The organism is Nonomuraea sp. NPDC005692 (genome assembly GCF_040631115.1).
GTDB lineage: Bacteria > Actinomycetota > Actinomycetes > Streptosporangiales > Streptosporangiaceae > Nonomuraea.
This window is the reverse complement of the sequence record NZ_JBEXYU010000021.1, coordinates 77,004-94,723: the sequence shown is the minus strand read 5'-3', so window position 1 is coordinate 94,723 and position 17,720 is coordinate 77,004. Positions and strand designations below refer to the sequence as shown.

General features: G+C 74.4%; 16 protein-coding genes. 3 read left to right on the top strand and 13 right to left on the bottom strand.

Going from position 1 to position 17,720, the window contains the following annotated elements; genetic code table 11:
- Positions 1 to 2: 2 nt before the first annotated feature.
- Positions 3 to 359, bottom strand: a complete 357-nt coding sequence (locus tag ABZ459_RS33825; RefSeq protein ID WP_357979111.1) for an STAS domain-containing protein — start codon at positions 357 to 359, stop codon at positions 3 to 5.
- Positions 338 to 1,678: a GAF domain-containing SpoIIE family protein phosphatase gene (locus ABZ459_RS33820; protein ID WP_357979109.1), complete on the bottom strand. Its 1,341-nt coding sequence runs from the start codon at positions 1,676 to 1,678 to the stop codon at positions 338 to 340. Before ABZ459_RS33820 ends, ABZ459_RS33825 begins: the two co-directional genes overlap by 22 nt.
- Before the next feature lie 153 nt (positions 1,679 to 1,831).
- Here ABZ459_RS33820 and ABZ459_RS33815 point away from each other — a divergent pair, with 153 nt between their 5' ends.
- Genes ABZ459_RS33815 through ABZ459_RS33805 form a run of 3 tightly spaced genes read left to right on the top strand, consistent with a single transcriptional unit; the run spans position 1,832 to position 6,773 of the window.
- The gene (locus ABZ459_RS33815; RefSeq protein WP_357979107.1) at positions 1,832 to 6,007 is read left to right on the top strand and encodes a SpoIIE family protein phosphatase; all 4,176 of its coding nucleotides are present in this window, start codon (positions 1,832 to 1,834) and stop codon (positions 6,005 to 6,007) included.
- The gene (locus tag ABZ459_RS33810; RefSeq protein WP_357979105.1) at positions 6,004 to 6,315 is read left to right on the top strand and encodes an STAS domain-containing protein; all 312 of its coding nucleotides are present in this window, start codon (positions 6,004 to 6,006) and stop codon (positions 6,313 to 6,315) included. Before ABZ459_RS33815 ends, ABZ459_RS33810 begins: the two co-directional genes overlap by 4 nt.
- Positions 6,316 to 6,365: 50 nt before the next feature.
- Positions 6,366 to 6,773 (top strand): hypothetical protein, encoded by a 408-nt coding sequence (locus ABZ459_RS33805; protein WP_357979103.1) that lies wholly within the window; start codon positions 6,366 to 6,368, stop codon positions 6,771 to 6,773.
- Here ABZ459_RS33805 and ABZ459_RS33800 read toward each other — a convergent pair.
- The 11 genes from ABZ459_RS33800 to ABZ459_RS33750 all read right to left on the bottom strand — a co-directional run bounded on the left by ABZ459_RS33800 (position 6,761) and on the right by ABZ459_RS33750 (position 17,695).
- Entirely contained in the window at positions 6,761 to 7,792 is a 1,032-nt protein-coding gene (locus ABZ459_RS33800) for an ABC transporter ATP-binding protein (protein ID WP_357979101.1), read from the bottom strand. The two genes, ABZ459_RS33805 and ABZ459_RS33800, sit on opposite strands and share 13 nt — an antisense overlap.
- Complete coding sequence (locus tag ABZ459_RS33795) at positions 7,789 to 8,550, bottom strand: ABC transporter permease (RefSeq protein WP_357979290.1); 762 nt, start codon at positions 8,548 to 8,550, stop codon at positions 7,789 to 7,791. Before ABZ459_RS33795 ends, ABZ459_RS33800 begins: the two co-directional genes overlap by 4 nt.
- Before the next feature lie 86 nt (positions 8,551 to 8,636).
- Complete coding sequence (gene modA / locus ABZ459_RS33790) at positions 8,637 to 9,443, bottom strand: molybdate ABC transporter substrate-binding protein (protein ID WP_357979099.1); 807 nt, start codon at positions 9,441 to 9,443, stop codon at positions 8,637 to 8,639.
- 10 nt (positions 9,444 to 9,453) lie between these two features.
- On the bottom strand, positions 9,454 to 9,867 hold the full coding sequence (locus ABZ459_RS33785; RefSeq protein WP_357979097.1) for a helix-turn-helix transcriptional regulator: 414 nt from the start codon (positions 9,865 to 9,867) through the stop codon (positions 9,454 to 9,456).
- A gap of 151 nt (positions 9,868 to 10,018) precedes the next feature.
- Complete coding sequence (locus ABZ459_RS33780) at positions 10,019 to 11,176, bottom strand: Cmx/CmrA family chloramphenicol efflux MFS transporter (protein WP_357979095.1); 1,158 nt, start codon at positions 11,174 to 11,176, stop codon at positions 10,019 to 10,021.
- Positions 11,177 to 11,487: 311 nt separating this feature from the next.
- Positions 11,488 to 13,278: an FtsX-like permease family protein gene (locus tag ABZ459_RS33775; RefSeq protein WP_357979093.1), complete on the bottom strand. Its 1,791-nt coding sequence runs from the start codon at positions 13,276 to 13,278 to the stop codon at positions 11,488 to 11,490.
- A gap of 5 nt (positions 13,279 to 13,283) precedes the next feature.
- Complete coding sequence (locus ABZ459_RS33770) at positions 13,284 to 14,012, bottom strand: ABC transporter ATP-binding protein (RefSeq protein ID WP_357979091.1); 729 nt, start codon at positions 14,010 to 14,012, stop codon at positions 13,284 to 13,286.
- Positions 14,009 to 14,542: a PadR family transcriptional regulator gene (locus ABZ459_RS33765; protein WP_357979089.1), complete on the bottom strand. Its 534-nt coding sequence runs from the start codon at positions 14,540 to 14,542 to the stop codon at positions 14,009 to 14,011. The genes ABZ459_RS33770 and ABZ459_RS33765 overlap by 4 nt, the downstream gene beginning before the upstream one ends.
- A 59-nt stretch (positions 14,543 to 14,601) precedes the next feature.
- Positions 14,602 to 16,368 (bottom strand): hypothetical protein, encoded by a 1,767-nt coding sequence (locus ABZ459_RS33760; RefSeq protein WP_357979087.1) that lies wholly within the window; start codon positions 16,366 to 16,368, stop codon positions 14,602 to 14,604.
- A complete protein-coding gene (locus ABZ459_RS33755; RefSeq protein ID WP_357979085.1) occupies positions 16,353 to 17,108 on the bottom strand; it encodes an ABC transporter ATP-binding protein in 756 nt (251 codons plus the stop codon). The genes ABZ459_RS33760 and ABZ459_RS33755 overlap by 16 nt, the downstream gene beginning before the upstream one ends.
- On the bottom strand, positions 17,105 to 17,695 hold the full coding sequence (locus tag ABZ459_RS33750) for a TetR/AcrR family transcriptional regulator (RefSeq protein WP_357979083.1): 591 nt from the start codon (positions 17,693 to 17,695) through the stop codon (positions 17,105 to 17,107). Before ABZ459_RS33750 ends, ABZ459_RS33755 begins: the two co-directional genes overlap by 4 nt.
- Positions 17,696 to 17,720 lie beyond the last annotated feature (25 nt).

Here is a 17,720-nt window from a genome sequence, read left to right as displayed (position 1 = left end):
CCTCACTGCAGGGCGGCGACGGCCTTGTCGACGTCGTCGTGGAAGGACAGCAGGCGGGTCAGCCCCATGATCTTGAACGCGTGCTCGATGTCCGGGCTGAGCCCGGCCAGCGCCAGGCCGGCGCCCGCGTCCTGGGCCCGCTGATGGGCGCTGACCAGCACGGAGATGCCGGTGGAGTCGCAGAACCGCAGCCCCGACATCTCGATCACCAGGCCGTCGCCCGGCGCGAGGCCGAGCTCGTCCAGGGCCTCGTGCAGGCGGGGGGAGGTGTGGTGGTCGAGGTCGCCGGCCACCGCGAGGATGCGGATGCGCGCCGAATGGGGCCGGGAGGCGATGGTCAGACCGTGGTCGTGCTGCACTGGGGCTCCTCAGAAGAGACGCCCGTCGAGCGGGCGGGGACGGACAGGGCGAGCACCGCGGTGTCGTCCGACACGCCGTCGCCGAGGGTCGTGATCAGTTTGTGCACCGCGGCCAGCAGGCCGTCGGCGCTGGTGGGGGCGGCGGCGGCCAGGTAGGCGGCCAGGCCCTCCTCGTCGAGCCTGGCCCCGGTGCCGGTGCGCGCCTCGGTCAGGCCGTCGGTGTAGAGCAGGAGGGCGTCGCCGGGCCCCAGACGGGTGCTCACCTGGGCGAAGTACGGGTCGCGCAGGATGCCGATGAGCTGGCCGCCCTCGGGATGGACGGCCTCGACGGCGCCCCCGGCGCGCACCACCAGCGAGGGCGGATGCCCACCGCCCGCCAGGGTGAGCTCGAAGCCGCCGTCCACGGGGTCGAGCACCCCGAAGACCGCCGTGCAGTACGGCGGCGGCATGACCTGACCGGCGTGCTCCTGCTGCAGGACCGCGTCCAGGTTGGCCAGCACCGCGCACGGGTCGGGGTCGTAGACGGCGGCGGCGCGCAGGGTGTAGCGGACGAGCGAGGTCAGCACGGCCGCGTCGGCGCCCTTGCCGCAGACGTCCCCGAGGAAGAACGCCCAGCGGTTGCCGTCGAGCGGGAACAGGTCGTAGAAGTCGCCGCCCACCTCGTCCACCGAGACGGGGTGGTAGGCGGCGGCCGCGCGCAGGCCCGGCACCTCCGGCAGGGTGTGCGGGACGAGCGTCTGCTGCAGGGTGCGCGCCAGGCGCTCGGCGTCGGCGCGCAGCCCCCGCTCGGTGGCCAGGGTGCGCGAGGCGGCCTGGCGCAGCTCCAGCTCGTCCATGACCAGGGCGGCCAGGTCCCGCAGGGCGCTCACGTCCTCGGCCGCGGCCTGCCGGGGACGGACGTCCATGACGTTGACGCTGCCCACACAGCGGCCGTCGGGGACGGTGATCGGGGCCGCCGCGAAGAAGCGCACGCCGGTCCCGCCGGGCGGATCGGCGGCCACCGCCGGGTCGGCCGTGACGTCCGGGATCACGCACACCTCGCCGCGCGCGAGCACGGCGGCGTACAGGCTCTCCTCCGAGCCGCCGGGGAACGGGCCGGCCGGCGTGCCGTGGGCGGCCACCCGGCGCACCCCGTCGTCACCGGCGAACGTCACGGTCGCGATGGGAGCGTGGAACATGCGCGCCGCCAGCGAGGCCACCCGGTCCAGCGTCGCCTGGCCCGGCACGGCGGGGAGTTCGTGCCGTCGGCGGGCCGCCGCGCGGTGCGTCTCATCGGCGGTGCTGACGTCCGGCTCCTTCCGCTCGCTCCGCCGGCACACGCGCCGAGCAGGGGCGGAGGCCCGACCCCCGGAGTGATTTGCCCTATTCTACCTACGGTCGAGGTGGTACCTGACCTGCCGGTCCACAGCCGCGACGGCATCACCGGCGCGACGCGGGGTAGACGCGCCCGCAGCGAACTAGGGGGGAGCCGGATGACACACGACGACCACGGTGAGCGGCGGCCCGCGGCGGCGGCCGGTGCCGGGATCTTCACCGTGGACGACGAGGTCGGCCGCGACCTGGCCGAGGTCGACTGGGAGGCGACCCCGCTCGGCCGTCCGGAGCACTGGCCGCAGAGCCTCCAGACGGCGGTCAGCATCCTGCTGTCGTCCCGCTTCTCCATGTGGATGGCCTGGGGGCCGGAGCTGACGTTCTTCTGCAACGCCGCCTACCGCCGCGACACGCTGGGCCAGAAGTACCCGTGGGCGCTGGGCCGGCCGGCCCGCGAGGTGTGGGCGGAGATCTGGGGCGACATCGGCCCGCGGATCGACACCGTCCTGGCCACCGGGAAGGCGACCTGGGACGAGGCGCTGCTGCTGTTCCTGGAGCGGGCCGGCTACCCGGAGGAGACGTACCACACCTTCTCCTACAGCCCGCTGCGCGACGACCACGGCTCGGTGATCGGCATGCTCTGCGTGGTCAGCGAGGAGACCGAGCGGGTCATCGGCGAACGCCGCATGGCCACCCTGCGCGATCTCGGCTCCGACCCCAGCGTGGTCCGCACCGAACAGGAGATGCTCGCCTTCGCCTGCCGCCAGCTCGGCCGCAACCTCCAGGACCTGCCCTTCACCCTGACGTACCTGTTCGACGGCGACGGCCGGGCGCGGCTGGCCGGGTCGACCGGCCTGCCCGCCGGGCATCCGGCGGCCCCGGCCGTCATCTCGCCCGGCGACCCGGACGCGGTGTGGCCGGTCCAGGCCCCGGCCCGCGGCGAGCCGGCACTCGTGGCGCTCGACACCGCCCCGTACGCCGGGCTGCCGCCCGGAAACTGGCCGGAGCCGCCCACGCACGCGCTGGTGGCGCCGCTGCCGCAGCAGGGAGGCAGGCCGTACGGGTTCCTGGTGGCCGCGCTCAACCGCTACCGCGCCCTGGACGACGGCTACCGCGGGTTCGTCGAGCTGGCCGCCGGGCACGTCGCCACCGGCATCTCCTCGGCCCGCAGCTACCAGGCCCAGCAGCGGCGGGCCGAGGAGCTGGCCGAGCTCGACCGGGCGAAGACCGTCTTCTTCTCCAACATCAGCCACGAGTTCCGCACGCCGCTCACCCTGATCATGGGCCCGGTGCAGGAGCTGCGGAACACGCTGGCCGGGGCCGCCCCCGAGGTGCGCCAGGACCTGGAGGTCGTCCACCGCAACGCCCTGCGCCTGGGCAGGCTCGTCAACACGCTGCTCGACTTCTCCCGGATCGAGGCCGGCCGCATGCAGGCCCGCTACGAGCCGGTCGACCTGGCGGCGGTGACCGCCGACCTGGCCAGCGTCTTCCGCTCGGCGGTCGACAAGGCCGGCCTGTCCTTCCAGGTGGACTGCCCGCCGCTGGACGAGCCGGTCTACATCGACCGGACCATGTGGGAGAAGGTCGTGCTCAACCTGCTGAGCAACGCGCTGAAGTTCACCTTCGACGGCTCGATCGCCGTCCAGGTGGGCGTGCGGGACGGGCAGGCCGTGGTGACCGTCTCCGACACGGGCATCGGCGTCCCGGCCGAGGAGCTGCCGCGCCTGTTCGAACGGTTCCACCGGATCGAGAGCGCCCGCTCGCGCTCCAACGAGGGCAGCGGCATCGGGCTGGCTCTCGTCCAGGAGCTCGTCGGCCTGCACGGCGGCACGATCACGGCCGAGAGCGCCGAGGAGAAGGGCACGACGTTCACCATCCGGCTGCCCTTCGGCGCCGACCACCTTCCGGCCGGGAGCCTGGTGCCGGCCCGCCCGGCGGAGGCGGTCTCGTCCGGCGCCGAGCCGTTCGTTCAGGAGGCGCTGCGCTGGCTGCCCGAGGACGACGTCACCGGTGCGGGGACGTCCTCGGACGTCTCGGCGGACGGCGGCGGCTCGCCGGGCCCGAGCGGCGGCCCGCCGGCCCGGGTGCTGATCGCCGACGACAACCGGGACATGCGCGAGTACCTCGTCCGGCTGCTCAAGGGCGCCGGCTACCACGTCACCGCCGTCGGCGACGGTCTCCAGGCGCTCGACGCCGTGCACGCCGAGGAGCCCGACCTCGTGGTCAGCGACGTGATGATGCCGCGCCTGGACGGCCTGGCCCTGGTCGCCGCCCTGCGGGCCGATCCGCGTACCGCCGGGGTGCCGGTGCTGCTGCTGTCGGCGCGCGCGGGGCAGGAGGCCTCGATCGAGGGCCTGGCGGCGGGCGCCGACGATTACCTGGTCAAGCCGTTCTCCGCCGCCGAGCTGCTGGCGCGGGCGCGGGCCAACGTGGAGCTGGCGCGGATGCGCAACCACCACACCCGCTGGCGCAACGCCATGATCGACTCCTTGCAGGAGGCGTTCTTCGTCACCGACGAGGACGGCGTGGTGATCGAGATCAACTCGGCGTTCACCGACATCCTCGGCTACGGCCCCGACGGCCTGCCCTACCGGCCCCGGCACCCCTGGTGGCCGGACGAGGAGCGCGACCCGCAGGCCCACGGCCTGGTCGCCGAGGCGTTCGGGCGGCTCGTCGGCGAAGGCAGGGGCAGCGCGGTCATCCCCGTCACCCACCGTGACGGGCACCAGGTGTGGGTCGCGGTCACGTTCAACTCGGTCACCGACCCCGGCACCCGGCGGCGCCGCGTCGTCGGCACCCTGCGCGACGTGACCGCCGAGCACTACCTCGTGCAGCGCGAGAGCGCGCTCGCCGCGCTCGGCCTGCGCGTCTCGCAGGCCGGCAACCTGAACGACGCCCTGGCCGGCGGGCTGGACGCGCTGCAGGAGGTCTGGCGCGCCCGGCAGGTCACGGCCGTCGTCTGGGACGAGGACGGTTCCCCCGGCCTGGTCACCACCCCGTCCGGCCCGACCTGGCAGGACCTGCCGGAACAGGTGCGGGCCAAGCTCACGGGCCTGCGCGGGCAGCCGCCCCTGCGGGCCGTCGCCTCCGAGGGGGACGGGGCCGGCATCACCCTGGAGCATCCCGAGGGCCTGCTCGCCGTCTGGATCGACCTGGGCCAGAACCGGCCGTTCACCCACGAGGACCAGACCCTGCTGGCGCTGCTGGCCGGCCACCTGGGCCAGGCCCTGCACCGGGTGCACCAGCTCGACCAGCAGCGTGAGGCGGCCGTGGCGCTCCAGCGCGCCATCCTCGGCCCGTCCCGGCTGCCCAGCGGCTTCGCCGTGCGCTACGAGCCGGCCACCAGCCCGCTGGAGGTCGGCGGCGACTGGTACGACATCGTGCCGCTGGCCGACGAGCGCATCGGGATCGTCGTCGGCGACTGCGTGGGGCGCGGGCTGCAGGCCGCGGCCGTCATGGGGCAGCTGCGCAGCGCCTGCCGGGCCCTGCTGCTCCAGGACGCCGGGCCGGCCCAGGTGTTCACCGCGCTCGACCGGTTCGCCGCCCTCATCCCGGGCGCCAAGTGCACCACCGTCTTCTGCGGCGTCCTGGACACCGCCACCGGCGACCTCGTCTACTCCAGCGCCGGGCATCCCCCCGGCATCCTGGCCCACGCCGACGGCACCACCGAGCTGCTGGAGGGCGGCCGCTCGACCCCGCTGGCCGTACGGTCGGCCCGCGGGCGCACCGAGGCCCGGTGCACCATGCCGGCCAGGTCCACCCTGCTGCTCTACACCGACGGGCTGGTGGAGCGGCGGCGGCGTCCGCTGACCGCGGGCATCGGCGAGGCCAGCGCCGCCGTCCAGGTCGGGCGGTCCACCCCGATCGAGGAGCTGGCCGGCGACGTCATGGCCTCCCTCACCCCGGACGGCGGCTTCAACGACGACGTCGCGCTGCTGCTCTACCGCCAGCCCGCCCCGCTGGAGGTGGACTTCCCGGCCGAGTCGAGCCAGCTCGCCCCCGTGCGCTCGGCCCTGCGGGAGTGGCTGGCCCGCTGCCAGCTCACCCCTTCGCTGGTGCAGAACGTGCTCGTGGCGGCGGGGGAGGCGTGCGCCAACGCCATTGAGCACGGCCACCGCAACGCCCCCGGCCGGACGATCCGCCTGCGGGCCGTCGCGACCCCCGGCGACCTGCGGCTCACCGTCGCCGACACCGGCCGCTGGAAGCCTCCGGAGCCCGAGGCGAACCCGCACCGGGGCCGCGGCGTGGCGCTCATGCGCGCCCTGATGAACGAGGTCACCATCGAACCCGGCGCGGCCGGTACCACCGTCGACATGCATGCGAGGATCAGCTCATGACCACCCCTCTGACCCTCGCGGCCTCGACGCGGCCGGACGGCACCCAGGTCGTGGCCGCCGCCGGCGAGATCGACATGAGCAACGCCGGGGCCCTGGAGGAGGCGCTGGCCCGAACCGGCGAGAGCATGGTGCTCGTCGACCTGAGCGAGGTGGAGTACCTGGACAGCGCGGGCCTGACCGTGCTGTTCACGCACGCCGAGCGGATCCGGCTCATCGCCAACCCGCTGCTCGAACCCGTCCTGACGATCGCCGGCTTCGCCGACGTCGCCGCCATCCAGGAGATCACGTACGTCGACCCGTCCTCCTGAAACAGCAAGGACTTTCGGCCGTCTGGCGTCGCGTGCCGGTCGAGCTGAGCATGGCCGCGCTCCGGTCGATGCCGCAGCGCGAGACCACCGTCAGCTTCGAGTGCCGCAGCTCCGGGCCGCGACGTCACTACTTCGCCGGGCCGCTGCTCATCGACGTGCTGCACGCGGCCGGGCCGCTGTTCGACCCCGCCGAGCGCAAGAGCCGGCTGCGTTTCCTGATCTCGGTGCTCGGCCGCGACGGTCACCGCGCGGTGTTGTCGTGGGGTGAGCTCGACCCGGAGTTCGGCAACACACCCGCGATGCTGGCCGTCGGCATGGACTGCCGGGCCCTCGACGAGCAGGGGCCGCACCTGGTGCTGCCGGGTGACCGGTGCGGCGGCCGGCACGTCAGCGGCGTCACCGGCATCCGGGTCGGCGTGGACGACCGGTTGTGGGATCAGGGCGTTCAGGCCGGGTAGGCGTGCGTCTCGGTGGCCTTGACGGAGGCCCAGATCCGCTGGCCGGGGGTCAGGTCGAGGTCGGCGACGGCGGCGGGGGTGATGTCGGCGAAGGCCGTCAGGGGGCCGTCGAGGTGCACGCGCACGTTGTCGCCGTGCCGTTCGATGCCCTCGATCCGGGCGTGCCACAGGTTGCGCGGGCTGCCGTCGGGGCGGCTGCGGTACAACGCCACGGCGGCGGGCGGGAAGGCCACGAACGCCGGCCCGTCGAGCTCCTCCGACGTGTGCAGCAACACCTCGCCGACCTTGACCCGCACGCCCTCGGCCACGCCGCGATAGAGGTTGAGCCCGACCAGACGGGCCACGTAGTCGGTGCGCGGATGGCGGGCGACCTCGGCCGGCGGGCCCTCCTGCACGACCGTGCCGTGCTCGATGACGATCAGCCGGTCGGCCAGCACCATCGCGTCGAGCGGGTCGTGGGTGACCAGCACGGTGGCGCCCGCGAAGTCGGCCAGGTGGCGGCGGAGCTGGGAGCGGATCTCCAGCCGGGTGTGGGCGTCGAGCGCGGCCAGCGGCTCGTCCAGCAGCAGCAGCTCGGGCCGTACGGCCAGCGCGCGGGCGAGCGCGACCCGCTGCGCCTGCCCGCCGGACAGCCGCCGCGGCCTGGCCGCGGCGTGGGCGGCGAGGCCCACCCGCTCCAGCAGGGCGGCGGCCGTCCGGCGGGCCTCGGCCTTGGGCACGCCCTGGCAGCGCGGCCCGAAGGCGACGTTGTCGAGCGCCGACAGGTGCGGGAAGAGCAGGTAGTCCTGGAAGACCATGCCGATCGGGCGGCCCTCGGCGGGCAGCGTGTGCAGCGGCGCGCCGCGCAGGCTGATCCGCCCGCCGGTCATCGGGGTGAGCCCGGCCAGGGCGCGCAGGGCGGTGGTCTTGCCGGCGCCGTTGGGGCCGAGCAGCGCCACCACCTCGCCGGCGGCGACCCGCAGGGAGACGTCGAGGGTGAAGGCCGGCCGGGTGACCACCAGACGTGCGTCGAGGGTCACGGCGCGCTCACCCACCGGTCGCGCAGGCTGGCCAGGATGACCACCGAGACGGCCAGCAGCACCAGGCTGAGCACGATCGCCGCCTCCGGCTCGGTCTCCAGCGCCAGGTAGACCGCCAGCGGCATCGTGCGGGTGGTGCCGGGGAAGTTGCCGGCGAACGTGATCGTCGCCCCGAACTCGCCCAGCGCCCGCGCCCAGCACAACACGGCCCCGGCCACCACGCCCGGCATCACCATGGGCAGCGTCACCCGGCGGAAGACCGTCCAGCGGGAGGCGCCGAGCGTCGCGGCGGCCTCCTCGAAGCGCTGGTCGGCGCCGCGCAGCGCGCCCTCCACGCTGATCACCAGGAAGGGCATCGCGACGAACGCCTCGGCGACGATCACACCGGCCGTCGTGAACGGCAGCGTGATGCCGAAGGCGGACTCCAGCCACTGACCGGCCAGGCCGCGCCGCCCCAGCACCAGCAGCAGCGCCACGCCGCCGACCACCGGCGGCAGCACCAGCGGCACGGTGACCAGCGCGCGCACCAGCCGCCGCCCCGGGAACGACACCCGGGCCAGCAGCCAGGCCAGCGGCACGCCGAGCAGCAGGCAGAAGGCCGTGGCGACGGTGGCGCAGAGCAGCGACAACCGCAGCGCCTCCAGCACGTGCGGCTCGGCCAGCCGCCGGAGCAGCGTGGACCAGGGGGCCCGGATCAGCAGCCCGGCCAGCGGCAGCACCAGGAACGCCAGCCCCGCCAGCGCGGGCACGACCAGCATCCACGGCGCCCGCCCCGAGATCTCACGGCCCGCGACCGGACGCCCGCCGGGCGGCTCCACCGGGCCGGGACGTCGGGAGCGAACGGTCACGGGGCCTCGAAACCGGCCTTGGCCAGGACGTCCTTGCCCTGCTGGGACAGCACCAGGTCGACGAACTGCTTGGCCAGGTCACCGGCGGGGGCCTTGGTCAGGGCCGCGATCGGGTAGTCGTTGATCGCCTGGGCGGCCTCGGGGAAGTCGATGCCGGTCACCTTGCCGCCGGAGGCGATCACGTCGGTCCGGTAGACCAGCGCGGCGTCCACCTCGCCCAGCTGCACCTTGGTGAGCGTGGCCTTGACGTCCTGCTCCAGGGTCACCGGCTGGACCTTGAGGCCGGCCGCGCCGAGCGCCTTGACCGCGGCGGCCCCGCACGGCACCTGCTCGGCGCAGAGCGCCACCTTCACCGCGGGGTCGGCCAGGTCCTTGAGCTCGTCGACCTTGGCCGGGTTGGCGGCGGGCACCGCGATCTGCAGCTTGTTGCGGACGAACGTGGCCGGGGCGCCCGCGAGGGAGGCGTCGGTGACCGTCTTCATGGTGGCCGGGCTGGCGGCGGCGAACACGTCGGCCGGAGCGCCCTGGACGATCTGCTGGGCCAGGGTGGCGCTGGAGCCGAAGTTGAACCTCACCGTCGTGCCCGGATGGGCGCTCTCGAAGCTCTTGCCCAGCTCGGTGAACGTGCCGGTCAGCGAGGCCGCCGCGAACACCGTCACCTCCCCGGCGCCCCCACCGGCGGACGCGGCGGAAGCGGACGAGGCGGACGTGGCCGGCCCGCCCGAGCCACAGCCGGCCAGGCCGGCCAGCGCGAACGCGACGGGCAGGGCGATCGTCCATCGGGAAAGACGCCTGAACACCAAGGGGGGCTCCTCACACCTGACTGGCCACGCGCTCGTGGCCGGGGATCTCCACGACGACGTTGGTGGACTTGATCACGGCGACCGCCACCACCCCCACCTGCAGGCCCAGCTCGTCGGCCGCCTGCCGGCTCATCAGCGACACCACGCGGAACGGCCCGGCGGCGATCTCCACCTGGGCCATCACCGCGTCGCGGATCACCTCGGTCACGATCCCGCGGAAGCGGTTGCGCGCCGAGGAACGGCCGCCCTCGCCGTCGCTCTCGATCTGCGAACGGGCGAAGGCCGCCAGATCGGCGCCGTCGACCCGCCGGTGGCCGTGCTCGTCGCGTTCGGCCGCCAGCCGGCCCGCGTCGACCCACCGCCGGACGGTGTCGGAGCTGACCCCGAGCAGCGCCGCGGCCTCGCTGATCCGGAACGTCGTCACAAGCCCACACCCTACCTTCCGCATATGCCACCCTGAAGCCCGGTCTGGCTGCGCAACAGCGACACGACCGCCGGGCATGCCATCGCATCCACGAGAGCATGCCCGGCGACCGCACCTGCTCACTGCCGCCGGACCATCTTCCCGCCCCCGGTCAGCGCGCCGTGACGCTCGCCGACGACCTGTGGACGAGGGCCGCCACGGCGAGCGCCACGACCACCAGCAGGGCGCTGACCCACGGCGCCGACCGGTAGCCGAGCCCGGCGGCGATGGCCGCGCCGCCGAGCGCCGGGCCCGCGGTGGCCCCCACGTTGAGCGCCGCCGTGGCGAAGGAGCCGCCGAGCGAGGGCGCCGCGGCGGCCGCGTACAGGACGCGGGCGATCAGGGTCGAGCCGACCGCGAAGGACAGCGCGCCCTGCACGAAGACCAGCACGAACGCCACGACCGGAACACCCGCCGCGGACGCGAACAGCGCCCACCCGGCCGGCAGCGCGAGCCCGCCCGCGACCAGGACCAGCGCCGGCCGCGCGTCGGACAGCCGGCCCGCGGCGGTCACCCCGGCGAACGACCCCAGCCCGAACAGCGCGAGCAGCACCGGCACCCACCCGTCGGAGACGCCGCTCACCTCGGTGACCAGCGGCGACAGGTAGGTGAAGGTGCAGAAGGTGGCGGCGTTGACCAGCGCGCCCAGCGCCAGCGCGACCAGCAGGCGCGGCTCGCGCAGCGCCCGCAGCTCGTGCCGGGCGCGCGGACGGGCGCTCTCCTGCCCGCCGGCCTGCACCGACCGCACGACGGCGAGAACGGCCGGCAGCGAGACCAGCGCCACCGCCCAGAACGCCGACCGCCAGCCGAACGCCTGGCCGAGCACGGCGCCCGCGGGCACCCCGGCGACGCACGCCAGCGTGATGCCGCCGAGCAGGACGGACGTGGCCCGTCCCTTGGCGTCGGGGGCGACCATGCCGGCCGCCGTCGCCAGGCCCACGGCGAGGAAACCGGCGTTGGCCAGCGCCCCGAGGACGCGGGTGGCCAGCAGCACGGCGAAGTCGGTGGTGAGCGCGCCCGCCACGTGCACGAGCACGAACGCGACGAGGAAGACGAGCAGCGCCTGCCGGCGTGGCCAGCGCAGGCTGAGCAGCGCCATGAGCGGCGCCCCGACGACCATGCCCGCGGCGAACGCGGACGTCAGCGCGCCGGCGGCCGGGACGGACACGCCCAGGTCGGCGGCGATGGCCGGGACCAGCCCGGACAGCATGAACTCCGACGTTCCCTGGGCGAACACGGCCAGCCCGAGAACGTAGATGGCGAAAGGCACGAGCGGTACTCCAAAAGGCAGCACGAAGGAACGCGGCGCGCCGGCGGCACAACGAGGGCGCGGGCGCTACCGCGAGGGAGAAAGGCCCGGGTTCGACGCCACGACGGTGGCGGAACAGCCGGGAGGAACCGGTCCGGACGAAGGTGATCGGATGACGGAAGGGCGCGCCGTCTCAGGGACGGCGCGGCCGCATGACATCACGAGAAGCCACCGACGATCGGTGGCTAGCGTCTTGACGCCTCGGGACCGGACACGCGCCACACCCTAGCCGGAGATCACGGAAGCCGTCCACCGGGTTCGCGCGCGGCCGGTCACGCGGTCTCGGCGCTGAGTGCCTGGGCCACGGGCCGGCGGGCGGCCAGCCGGGCGGGCAGGGCGACGAACGCCGCGGTCGTCAGGAGGGTGGCCGCCGCGGCCGCGGCCAGCCAGGACAAGGGCGCCTGCACCGAGTTCCCGGCCGCGAAGAGCGAGAGCAGGCCGAGGCCCAGGGGGACGCCGACGACGGCGCCGGGCAGGCTGGGCAGCAGCTGGGCGCTGGACAGGCCCGCGGCGACCTGCCCGGGGGTGGCGCCGAGCGTGCGGGCGACGGCCATGGTGGCGCGCGCCTCCATGGCGGTGGTCCAGGTGAGCGTGACGGTGTTCACGACGGCCAGGACGATCAGCAGCACGGTGACGGCGAGCATCAGCCGCCGGTCCTGTATGCCGCGCAGGTTGGGCAGGACGGATGAGCCGTCCAGGCCGTAGCCCCGCTCCGGCTGGACGTGGAGGGTCAGCAGGGCGACCATCGCGATCACCGTGGTGGCGGTGGAGCACGCCTGGAGCACCGCCCGGCCGGGGCGGCGGGCGGTCAGCCGCAGCCCGAGCAGGAGCGGCGTGGGCAGCAGCGCCGACAGGGCGGTGATCCAGGGCCGGTGACGGGGCGGGCGCGCGGTCGCCGACAGCGCCGTGACGGTGGCCGTGCGCATGGCGCGCAGCGTGGGACGCAGCGTGGACAGCACCGCGACCGCCACGGCCAGGACGGTCGCGGTGACGACGACGGAGCCGCCGAGCTCGGCCGCGTCGCCGATCCTGCTGGCCGTGGGGCCGGCCAGGGCGGGCGCGGTCAGGCGGGCGATCGCCAGCCCCAGCGCGTCGCCGGCCAGCGCGAGCGCCAGGTACTCGGTGAGCAGGACGGTGGCGATCAGCCCGGGGGTGGCGCCGACGGCCTTGAGCAGCCCGGCCCGGCGCGTCTGCGCGGCGGCGCGCCCGGCGGCCAGCGCCGCGACGCCGGTGACGGCCAGGAAGCTGAGCAGCCAGCTCCCGACCACCAGGATCGGCTGGCTGTCCTTGAGTATGACGGTGTCCTGCGCGGCCGTGAACTGCCAGGAGTGGAAGTTGACCCGCAGGTCCGGGTCGCGGTGCGCGTCGCGGAACGCCTCGGTGGCGGCGGGGTCGCGCAACTTGAGGTCGATGGCCGTGGTGACCGGCAGGTGCCGGGAGGAGGCCAGCGTCCGGGCGTCCGAGCTGGTCAGCCAGGCCAGGCCGCCGTAGTCGCTGGGGCCGCCGCCCGGCCCGATCTGCGCGGCCCAGGGGTAGACGGAAGTGGCCGCGGTGACGGCGATCCCGACGACGGGGTACGGCCGGCCGGCGACGGTGACGCGGTCGCCGACGCCGACGCCCAGGGCGGTGGCGAAGCCGCGTTCGAGGACGGCGCCGCCGGGACGCACCCACCGGCCCGAGGTCACCAGCGGCCGGTTGACCGGGCCGGGCCGCTCGGCGAAGCCGTGCACCACCACCTGGGACGACGTCGAGCCGCGGGCGGTGAGGTCGGCGTAGACGATGCGGTAGGGGCCGTGGTGGGCGACCACGTCGGGGTCGTCCGCCAGCGCGGCCAGGGCGGAGGTCGCCGCGCGGCCCGAGCCGCCGGACAGCGCCACCACGTCCGGCCCGGCGGTGGCCGCGCGGGTCTGCTCGTACAGCGAGCGGCTGGCGTCGCCCAGGGACAGGCCCAGGGCCATCGTCGCGGTGGCCACGGTCACCGCGAGCAGCAGCATCGCGGCCTGGACGCGGTGCCGCCGCACGTCGGCCAGCACCAGCCGGGTGACGAGCACGACGGTGCCCATGACGTTCAGTCCTCCAGCCCGATCAGGCCGCCCAGCCCTCGCGGGTGGGCGGCGGCCAGGTGGGTGTCGTCGACGAACATGCCGTCGCGCATCGAGACCAGCCGGTCGGCGGTGGCCGCCACCCGCTCGTCGTGCGTGACGATCACGAGGGTCTGCCCGGCGGAACGCAGCTCGCCGAAGATCCGCAGCACGTCGAGGGTGGCGGCGGTGTCGAGGTTGCCGGTGGGCTCGTCGGCCAGCACCACCAGCGGGTCGTTGACCAGCGCGCGGGCGACGGCGATGCGCTGGCGCTGGCCGCCCGACAGTTGCGAGGGCAGGTGCCGGGCGCGGGCGGCGAGCCCGACCCGGTCCAGCAGCGCGTCGGCGCGCCGCCTGGCCTGGCGGCGCGAGCGGCCGGCCAGCAGCGCGGGCAGCTCGACGTTCTCGGCCGCCGACAGCTCCTCCACCAGGTGGAACGCCTGGAAGACGAACCCGACCGAGCGGCGTCGCAGGCGGGCCAGGGCCCGCTCGCTCAGCGTGTCGACGCGCCGGCCGGCCAGCCACACCTCACCGCCGGTGGGCCGTTCCAGGCCGCCCAGCAGGTGCAGCAGGGTGGACTTCCCGCAGCCGCTCGGGCCGGTCACCGCCAGCGTCTGGCCCTGGGGGACCTCCAGGTCGACCTCGTCCACCGCGTGGACCCGGCTCTGCCCCTGGCCGTGCGTCTTCACCAGGCCGCGGGCCCGTAACACGTTCATGCGCCCTCGTATTCGTCTTCGGCCCGGGACCAGGTGCGCTCGCAGGCGTCCAGCCAGCGCAGGTCGGCCCGCAACCGCAGCACGACCCCTTCCAGCAGCAGGCCGGCGGGTGATCCGGGCGGTTCGTCCAGCGCCGCCTGCTGGACCTCGCGCAGGCGGCGCAGCAGCTCGCGGCGCTGCGCCGCCACCAGCTCGACCGGGTCGGCCAGCCGGGCCGCGGCGGCGGCGGCGAGCTTGAGATGGAACTCGGCCAGGTCGGGTTTCGGCCAGCCCACCTCGGCGAGCCAGGCGGCCACCCGGCGCTGGCCGTCGGGGGTCAGCGCGTAGACCTTGCGGTCGGGCCGCTCGGGAAGGCCGTCGGCCCGTTCGCAGGCGACGAGCCCGGCCTTCTCCAGCCTGGCCAGGGTCACGTAGATCTGGCCGGGGTTCATCGACCCGCCCAGCGGGCCGAGGCTGTGCCGCAGGCGGGCACGCAGGTCGTAGCCGTGCGACGGCTCCTTGGCGAGCATCGCCAGCACCGCGTCCTGCACGGCCTCACCCCCTAACGGTTAGCCAATAGATAGCGGTTAGCCGTAGGAGGTGTCAAAACCTACTGCGAGGGTCGCGGCCTGATCATCCACAGGCCCAGGCCGTACATCGCCAGGCCGAGCAGGACGAACCCGGCGGCGACCGGATAGCGCAGCCCGGACGGCATGTAGGTGGCCAGGAACCAGGAGTGGCGCAGCATGTCGTTGGAGACGAAGACGGCCGCGAGGATGCCCTGCGGCACCAGCGGGATCGCGCCGAGGCCGAAGCACCACCAGGTGACCATGCGCTGCGTCGTGGACAGCCGGTCGAAGCGGGAGGCCACGGCGGGCTGCTGCCTGCGGCCGGTGCGCATCAGGTCCAGCAGCTCGGGGCCCTGCGCACGCAGGCGGCGTTCGGCGAGCAGGCCGAGACCCCAGACGCACAGCGCTCCCGTCAGGACGCCGACGGCGACCCCGGCCCAGCCGTACCGGAGGGCGACCAGCGCCGCGGGCAGTCCCGTGAGGGCCACCAGGGCGAGGGTCAGGTAGGCCAGCCCGGTCAGGCCGCTGTCGTCCTCGCTGGTGCGCAGCGGGTTGCCGGCGCGGCGGTGGGGGTCGGTGCCGGGCACGAGCCCGTACACCGAGATCAGCGGCACCAGCCCGGCCGCGCCGCCCAGCAGGGCCGCCAGCAGCGCCAGGACCAGCGGCCACGGACCGCCGGTGATCGCGGTGAACGCCACGGTCAGCACGGCCGCCACCGGCGTCTGCGCCGTGAGCCACGCCAGTTGCCGGCCGCGCACGTCGCTCGCGCCGGGGGTCATCACGGTCAGCCAGAGCGCGGTGCCGTCGGCGCCGTACTGGTTGGCGGCCATGGCCGCGGCCATCACGACGAAGATCGGGCCCGCGTAGGGCAGCATGCCGTTCCAGCCGACGACCAGCGGGACGGCGGCGAAGCAGACGGCGTACGACAGCGCGAACGTGAGCTGGTGGTTGCGGACCAGGTCACGTGACCAGGTGCGCAGCTCCTTGGCGACGATCGCGCCGTTGGCGGTGGCGGCCGTCATCGGGCGCCGGGTACGCCCGGACCGCTGCGTCGCCCCCGCGCGCCGGCCCAGCAGCACCGCCCACGCGCCGAGCAGCAGCACGGCCAGGAGCGCCAGGGCGGCCAGCGCCCACCAGTCGCCCTGGACGGCCAGCAGCCCCCACCCGGAAGGCAGATACCGGACGAACGACGGCATGCCGGTCTGGCCGAACGCCACGAAGAAGATCCAGATCTGGCCGAGCGCCGCCAGGATCGCGCCGTTGAGCACGCCGGAGGCGATCGCGCCCGCCCGGGACCGCAGCGCCTGCCCGACCAGCGCCACCGCCAGCTTCGACAGCAGCACGAACACGGCGAGCTGCAACGCCATCGCGGGCACGGCCACCAGGGCGTTGGCCGGCCCGAGCCGCGCGCCCGCGATCGGCAGGCCGAGCAGCGCGGTCAGGCTGACCAGCGGCGCGACGCCGACGAAGGCCGCCACCAGCAGCCCGGACGCCAGTCGGCGCGGCGGCAGGCCGAGCATCGTGAAGTACTCCGGCCGCAGCGTCTCGTCGCCGCCGCCCATGAAGACGGGGCCGAGCATCCAGCCCAGCAGCCACACCGCGTAGGCGGCGGCCAGCAGCTCGGGGGCGGCGAAGGCCAGGTAGATCGTCCCGGCGGCGAGCAGCGCGCCCAGCGCGGCGCCCGTGCCCGCGGTCTGGGCCCGCGTGCCCCGGAAGGCGTGGCGCAGGAGCGCGACCTTCATCCGGGCCATGGTGGTCACGGTGGCCAAGGTGTTCAAGCTGGTCGGCGGGGTCACTGCGACAGCCATGACAGCTCCTTCACGCCGGCGTCGTCGTTGCCGACGAGGGCGACGAAGGTGTCCTCCAGCGAGCGGCCGCCGCGCACCTCGTCGAGGGTGCCGGCCGCGGCGACCGTGCCCTTGTCGATCACCGCGACCCGGTCGCAGAGCTGCTCCACCAGCGCCATGACGTGGCTGGAGAGCACGATCGAGCCGCCGTTGGCGACGAACCCGCGCAGGATCCGCTTGATCGTGGCGGCCGAGACCGGGTCGACCGCCTCGAACGGCTCGTCCAGCACGAGCAGCCGGGGCGCGTGCAGCAGCGCGGTGGCCAGCCCGATCTTCTTGCGCATGCCGGTGGAGTACTCGATGACCAGCGTCGTGCCGGCGCCGTCCAGTTCCAGCACGGCCAGCAGCTCGTCGGCGCGCCGGGCCACCTCGTCCTTGGGCAGGCCGCGCAGCAGGCCGAGGTAGGTGAGCACTTCGCGGCCGGTCAGCCGCTCGGGCATGGCCATGCCGTCGGGCAGCACCCCGACCAGGGCCTTGGCCCGCTCGGGGGCCGACCAGACGTCCTGGCCGAAGATCGTGGCGCCGCCCGCGTCGGGGCGCAGCAGGCCGACGGCCATGGACAGGGTGGTGGTCTTGCCGGCGCCGTTCTGGCCGACGAGCCCGAAGAACGACCCCTGGGGGACGGTGAGGTGGATCGCGTCGACGGCGACCTTGTCACCGAATCTCTTGGTCAGCCCGCTGATCTCGAGCGCCGGCGTCATGAGGTCCTCCTGGTGGCGAGGGTGAAGATGGTGGCCAGTTCGGCGGCGAGGGCGCTGAGGTCGTAGTCGGGGTCCTTCAGCACGTAGCTCGGCACGGCGTCGATGGCGCCGCGGATCGCGATCGCCATCGGACGCAGCTCGAACTGCCGGAACTCGCCGGTCTGCTGGCCCCACGCCAGCAGCTTCTCGATGTCGTCGATGGCGGTGCCCTGCTGGCCCGCGTAGGGCCCGTCGTGATCGTGGGTGATGATCTCGACCAGCGCCAGCAGGGGTTTGCGGTGCACCCGCATGAATTCGAGGTTGGTCTCGAAGTAGACGCGCAGCCCGTCGCTGGCGGTGGTCTGCGCCAGGATGCGCGGCACCATCAGGTCGGTGGCGAGCTTGACCGCGTGCCTGACGACCGCCTCGATCAGCTCGTCCTTGCTGCCGAAGTAGTAGGCGATCAGGCCCGGCGTGATGCCGGCGAGCTTGGCGATCTTCGCCATCGACGCCTGCTGGTATCCGAGCGTCGCCAGAGCCTCGACGGCGCAGTCGATGATCTGGGCCCGCCGGTTCTCCTCGACGAACGTCCGCTCTCCTGATGGCACGTTCAGGATATTAAACGGCCATTCA

Coding starts and splice junctions, on each gene's coding strand:
- ABZ459_RS33760 (WP_357979087.1), bottom strand. CDS start 16,368: ATGGCTGTCGCAGTGACCCCGCCGACCAGCTTGAACACCTTGGCCACC.
- ABZ459_RS33775 (WP_357979093.1), bottom strand. CDS start 13,278: ATGGGCACCGTCGTGCTCGTCACCCGGCTGGTGCTGGCCGACGTGCGG.
- ABZ459_RS33755 (WP_357979085.1), bottom strand. CDS start 17,108: ATGACGCCGGCGCTCGAGATCAGCGGGCTGACCAAGAGATTCGGTGAC.
- ABZ459_RS33795 (WP_357979290.1), bottom strand. CDS start 8,550: ATGCTGGTCGTGCCCGCGCTGGCGGGGCTGGCGTTCCTGGTGCTGCCG.
- ABZ459_RS33810 (WP_357979105.1), top strand. CDS start 6,004: ATGACCACCCCTCTGACCCTCGCGGCCTCGACGCGGCCGGACGGCACC.
- ABZ459_RS33805 (WP_357979103.1), top strand. CDS start 6,366: ATGGCCGCGCTCCGGTCGATGCCGCAGCGCGAGACCACCGTCAGCTTC.
- ABZ459_RS33770 (WP_357979091.1), bottom strand. CDS start 14,012: ATGAACGTGTTACGGGCCCGCGGCCTGGTGAAGACGCACGGCCAGGGG.
- ABZ459_RS33815 (WP_357979107.1), top strand. CDS start 1,832: ATGACACACGACGACCACGGTGAGCGGCGGCCCGCGGCGGCGGCCGGT.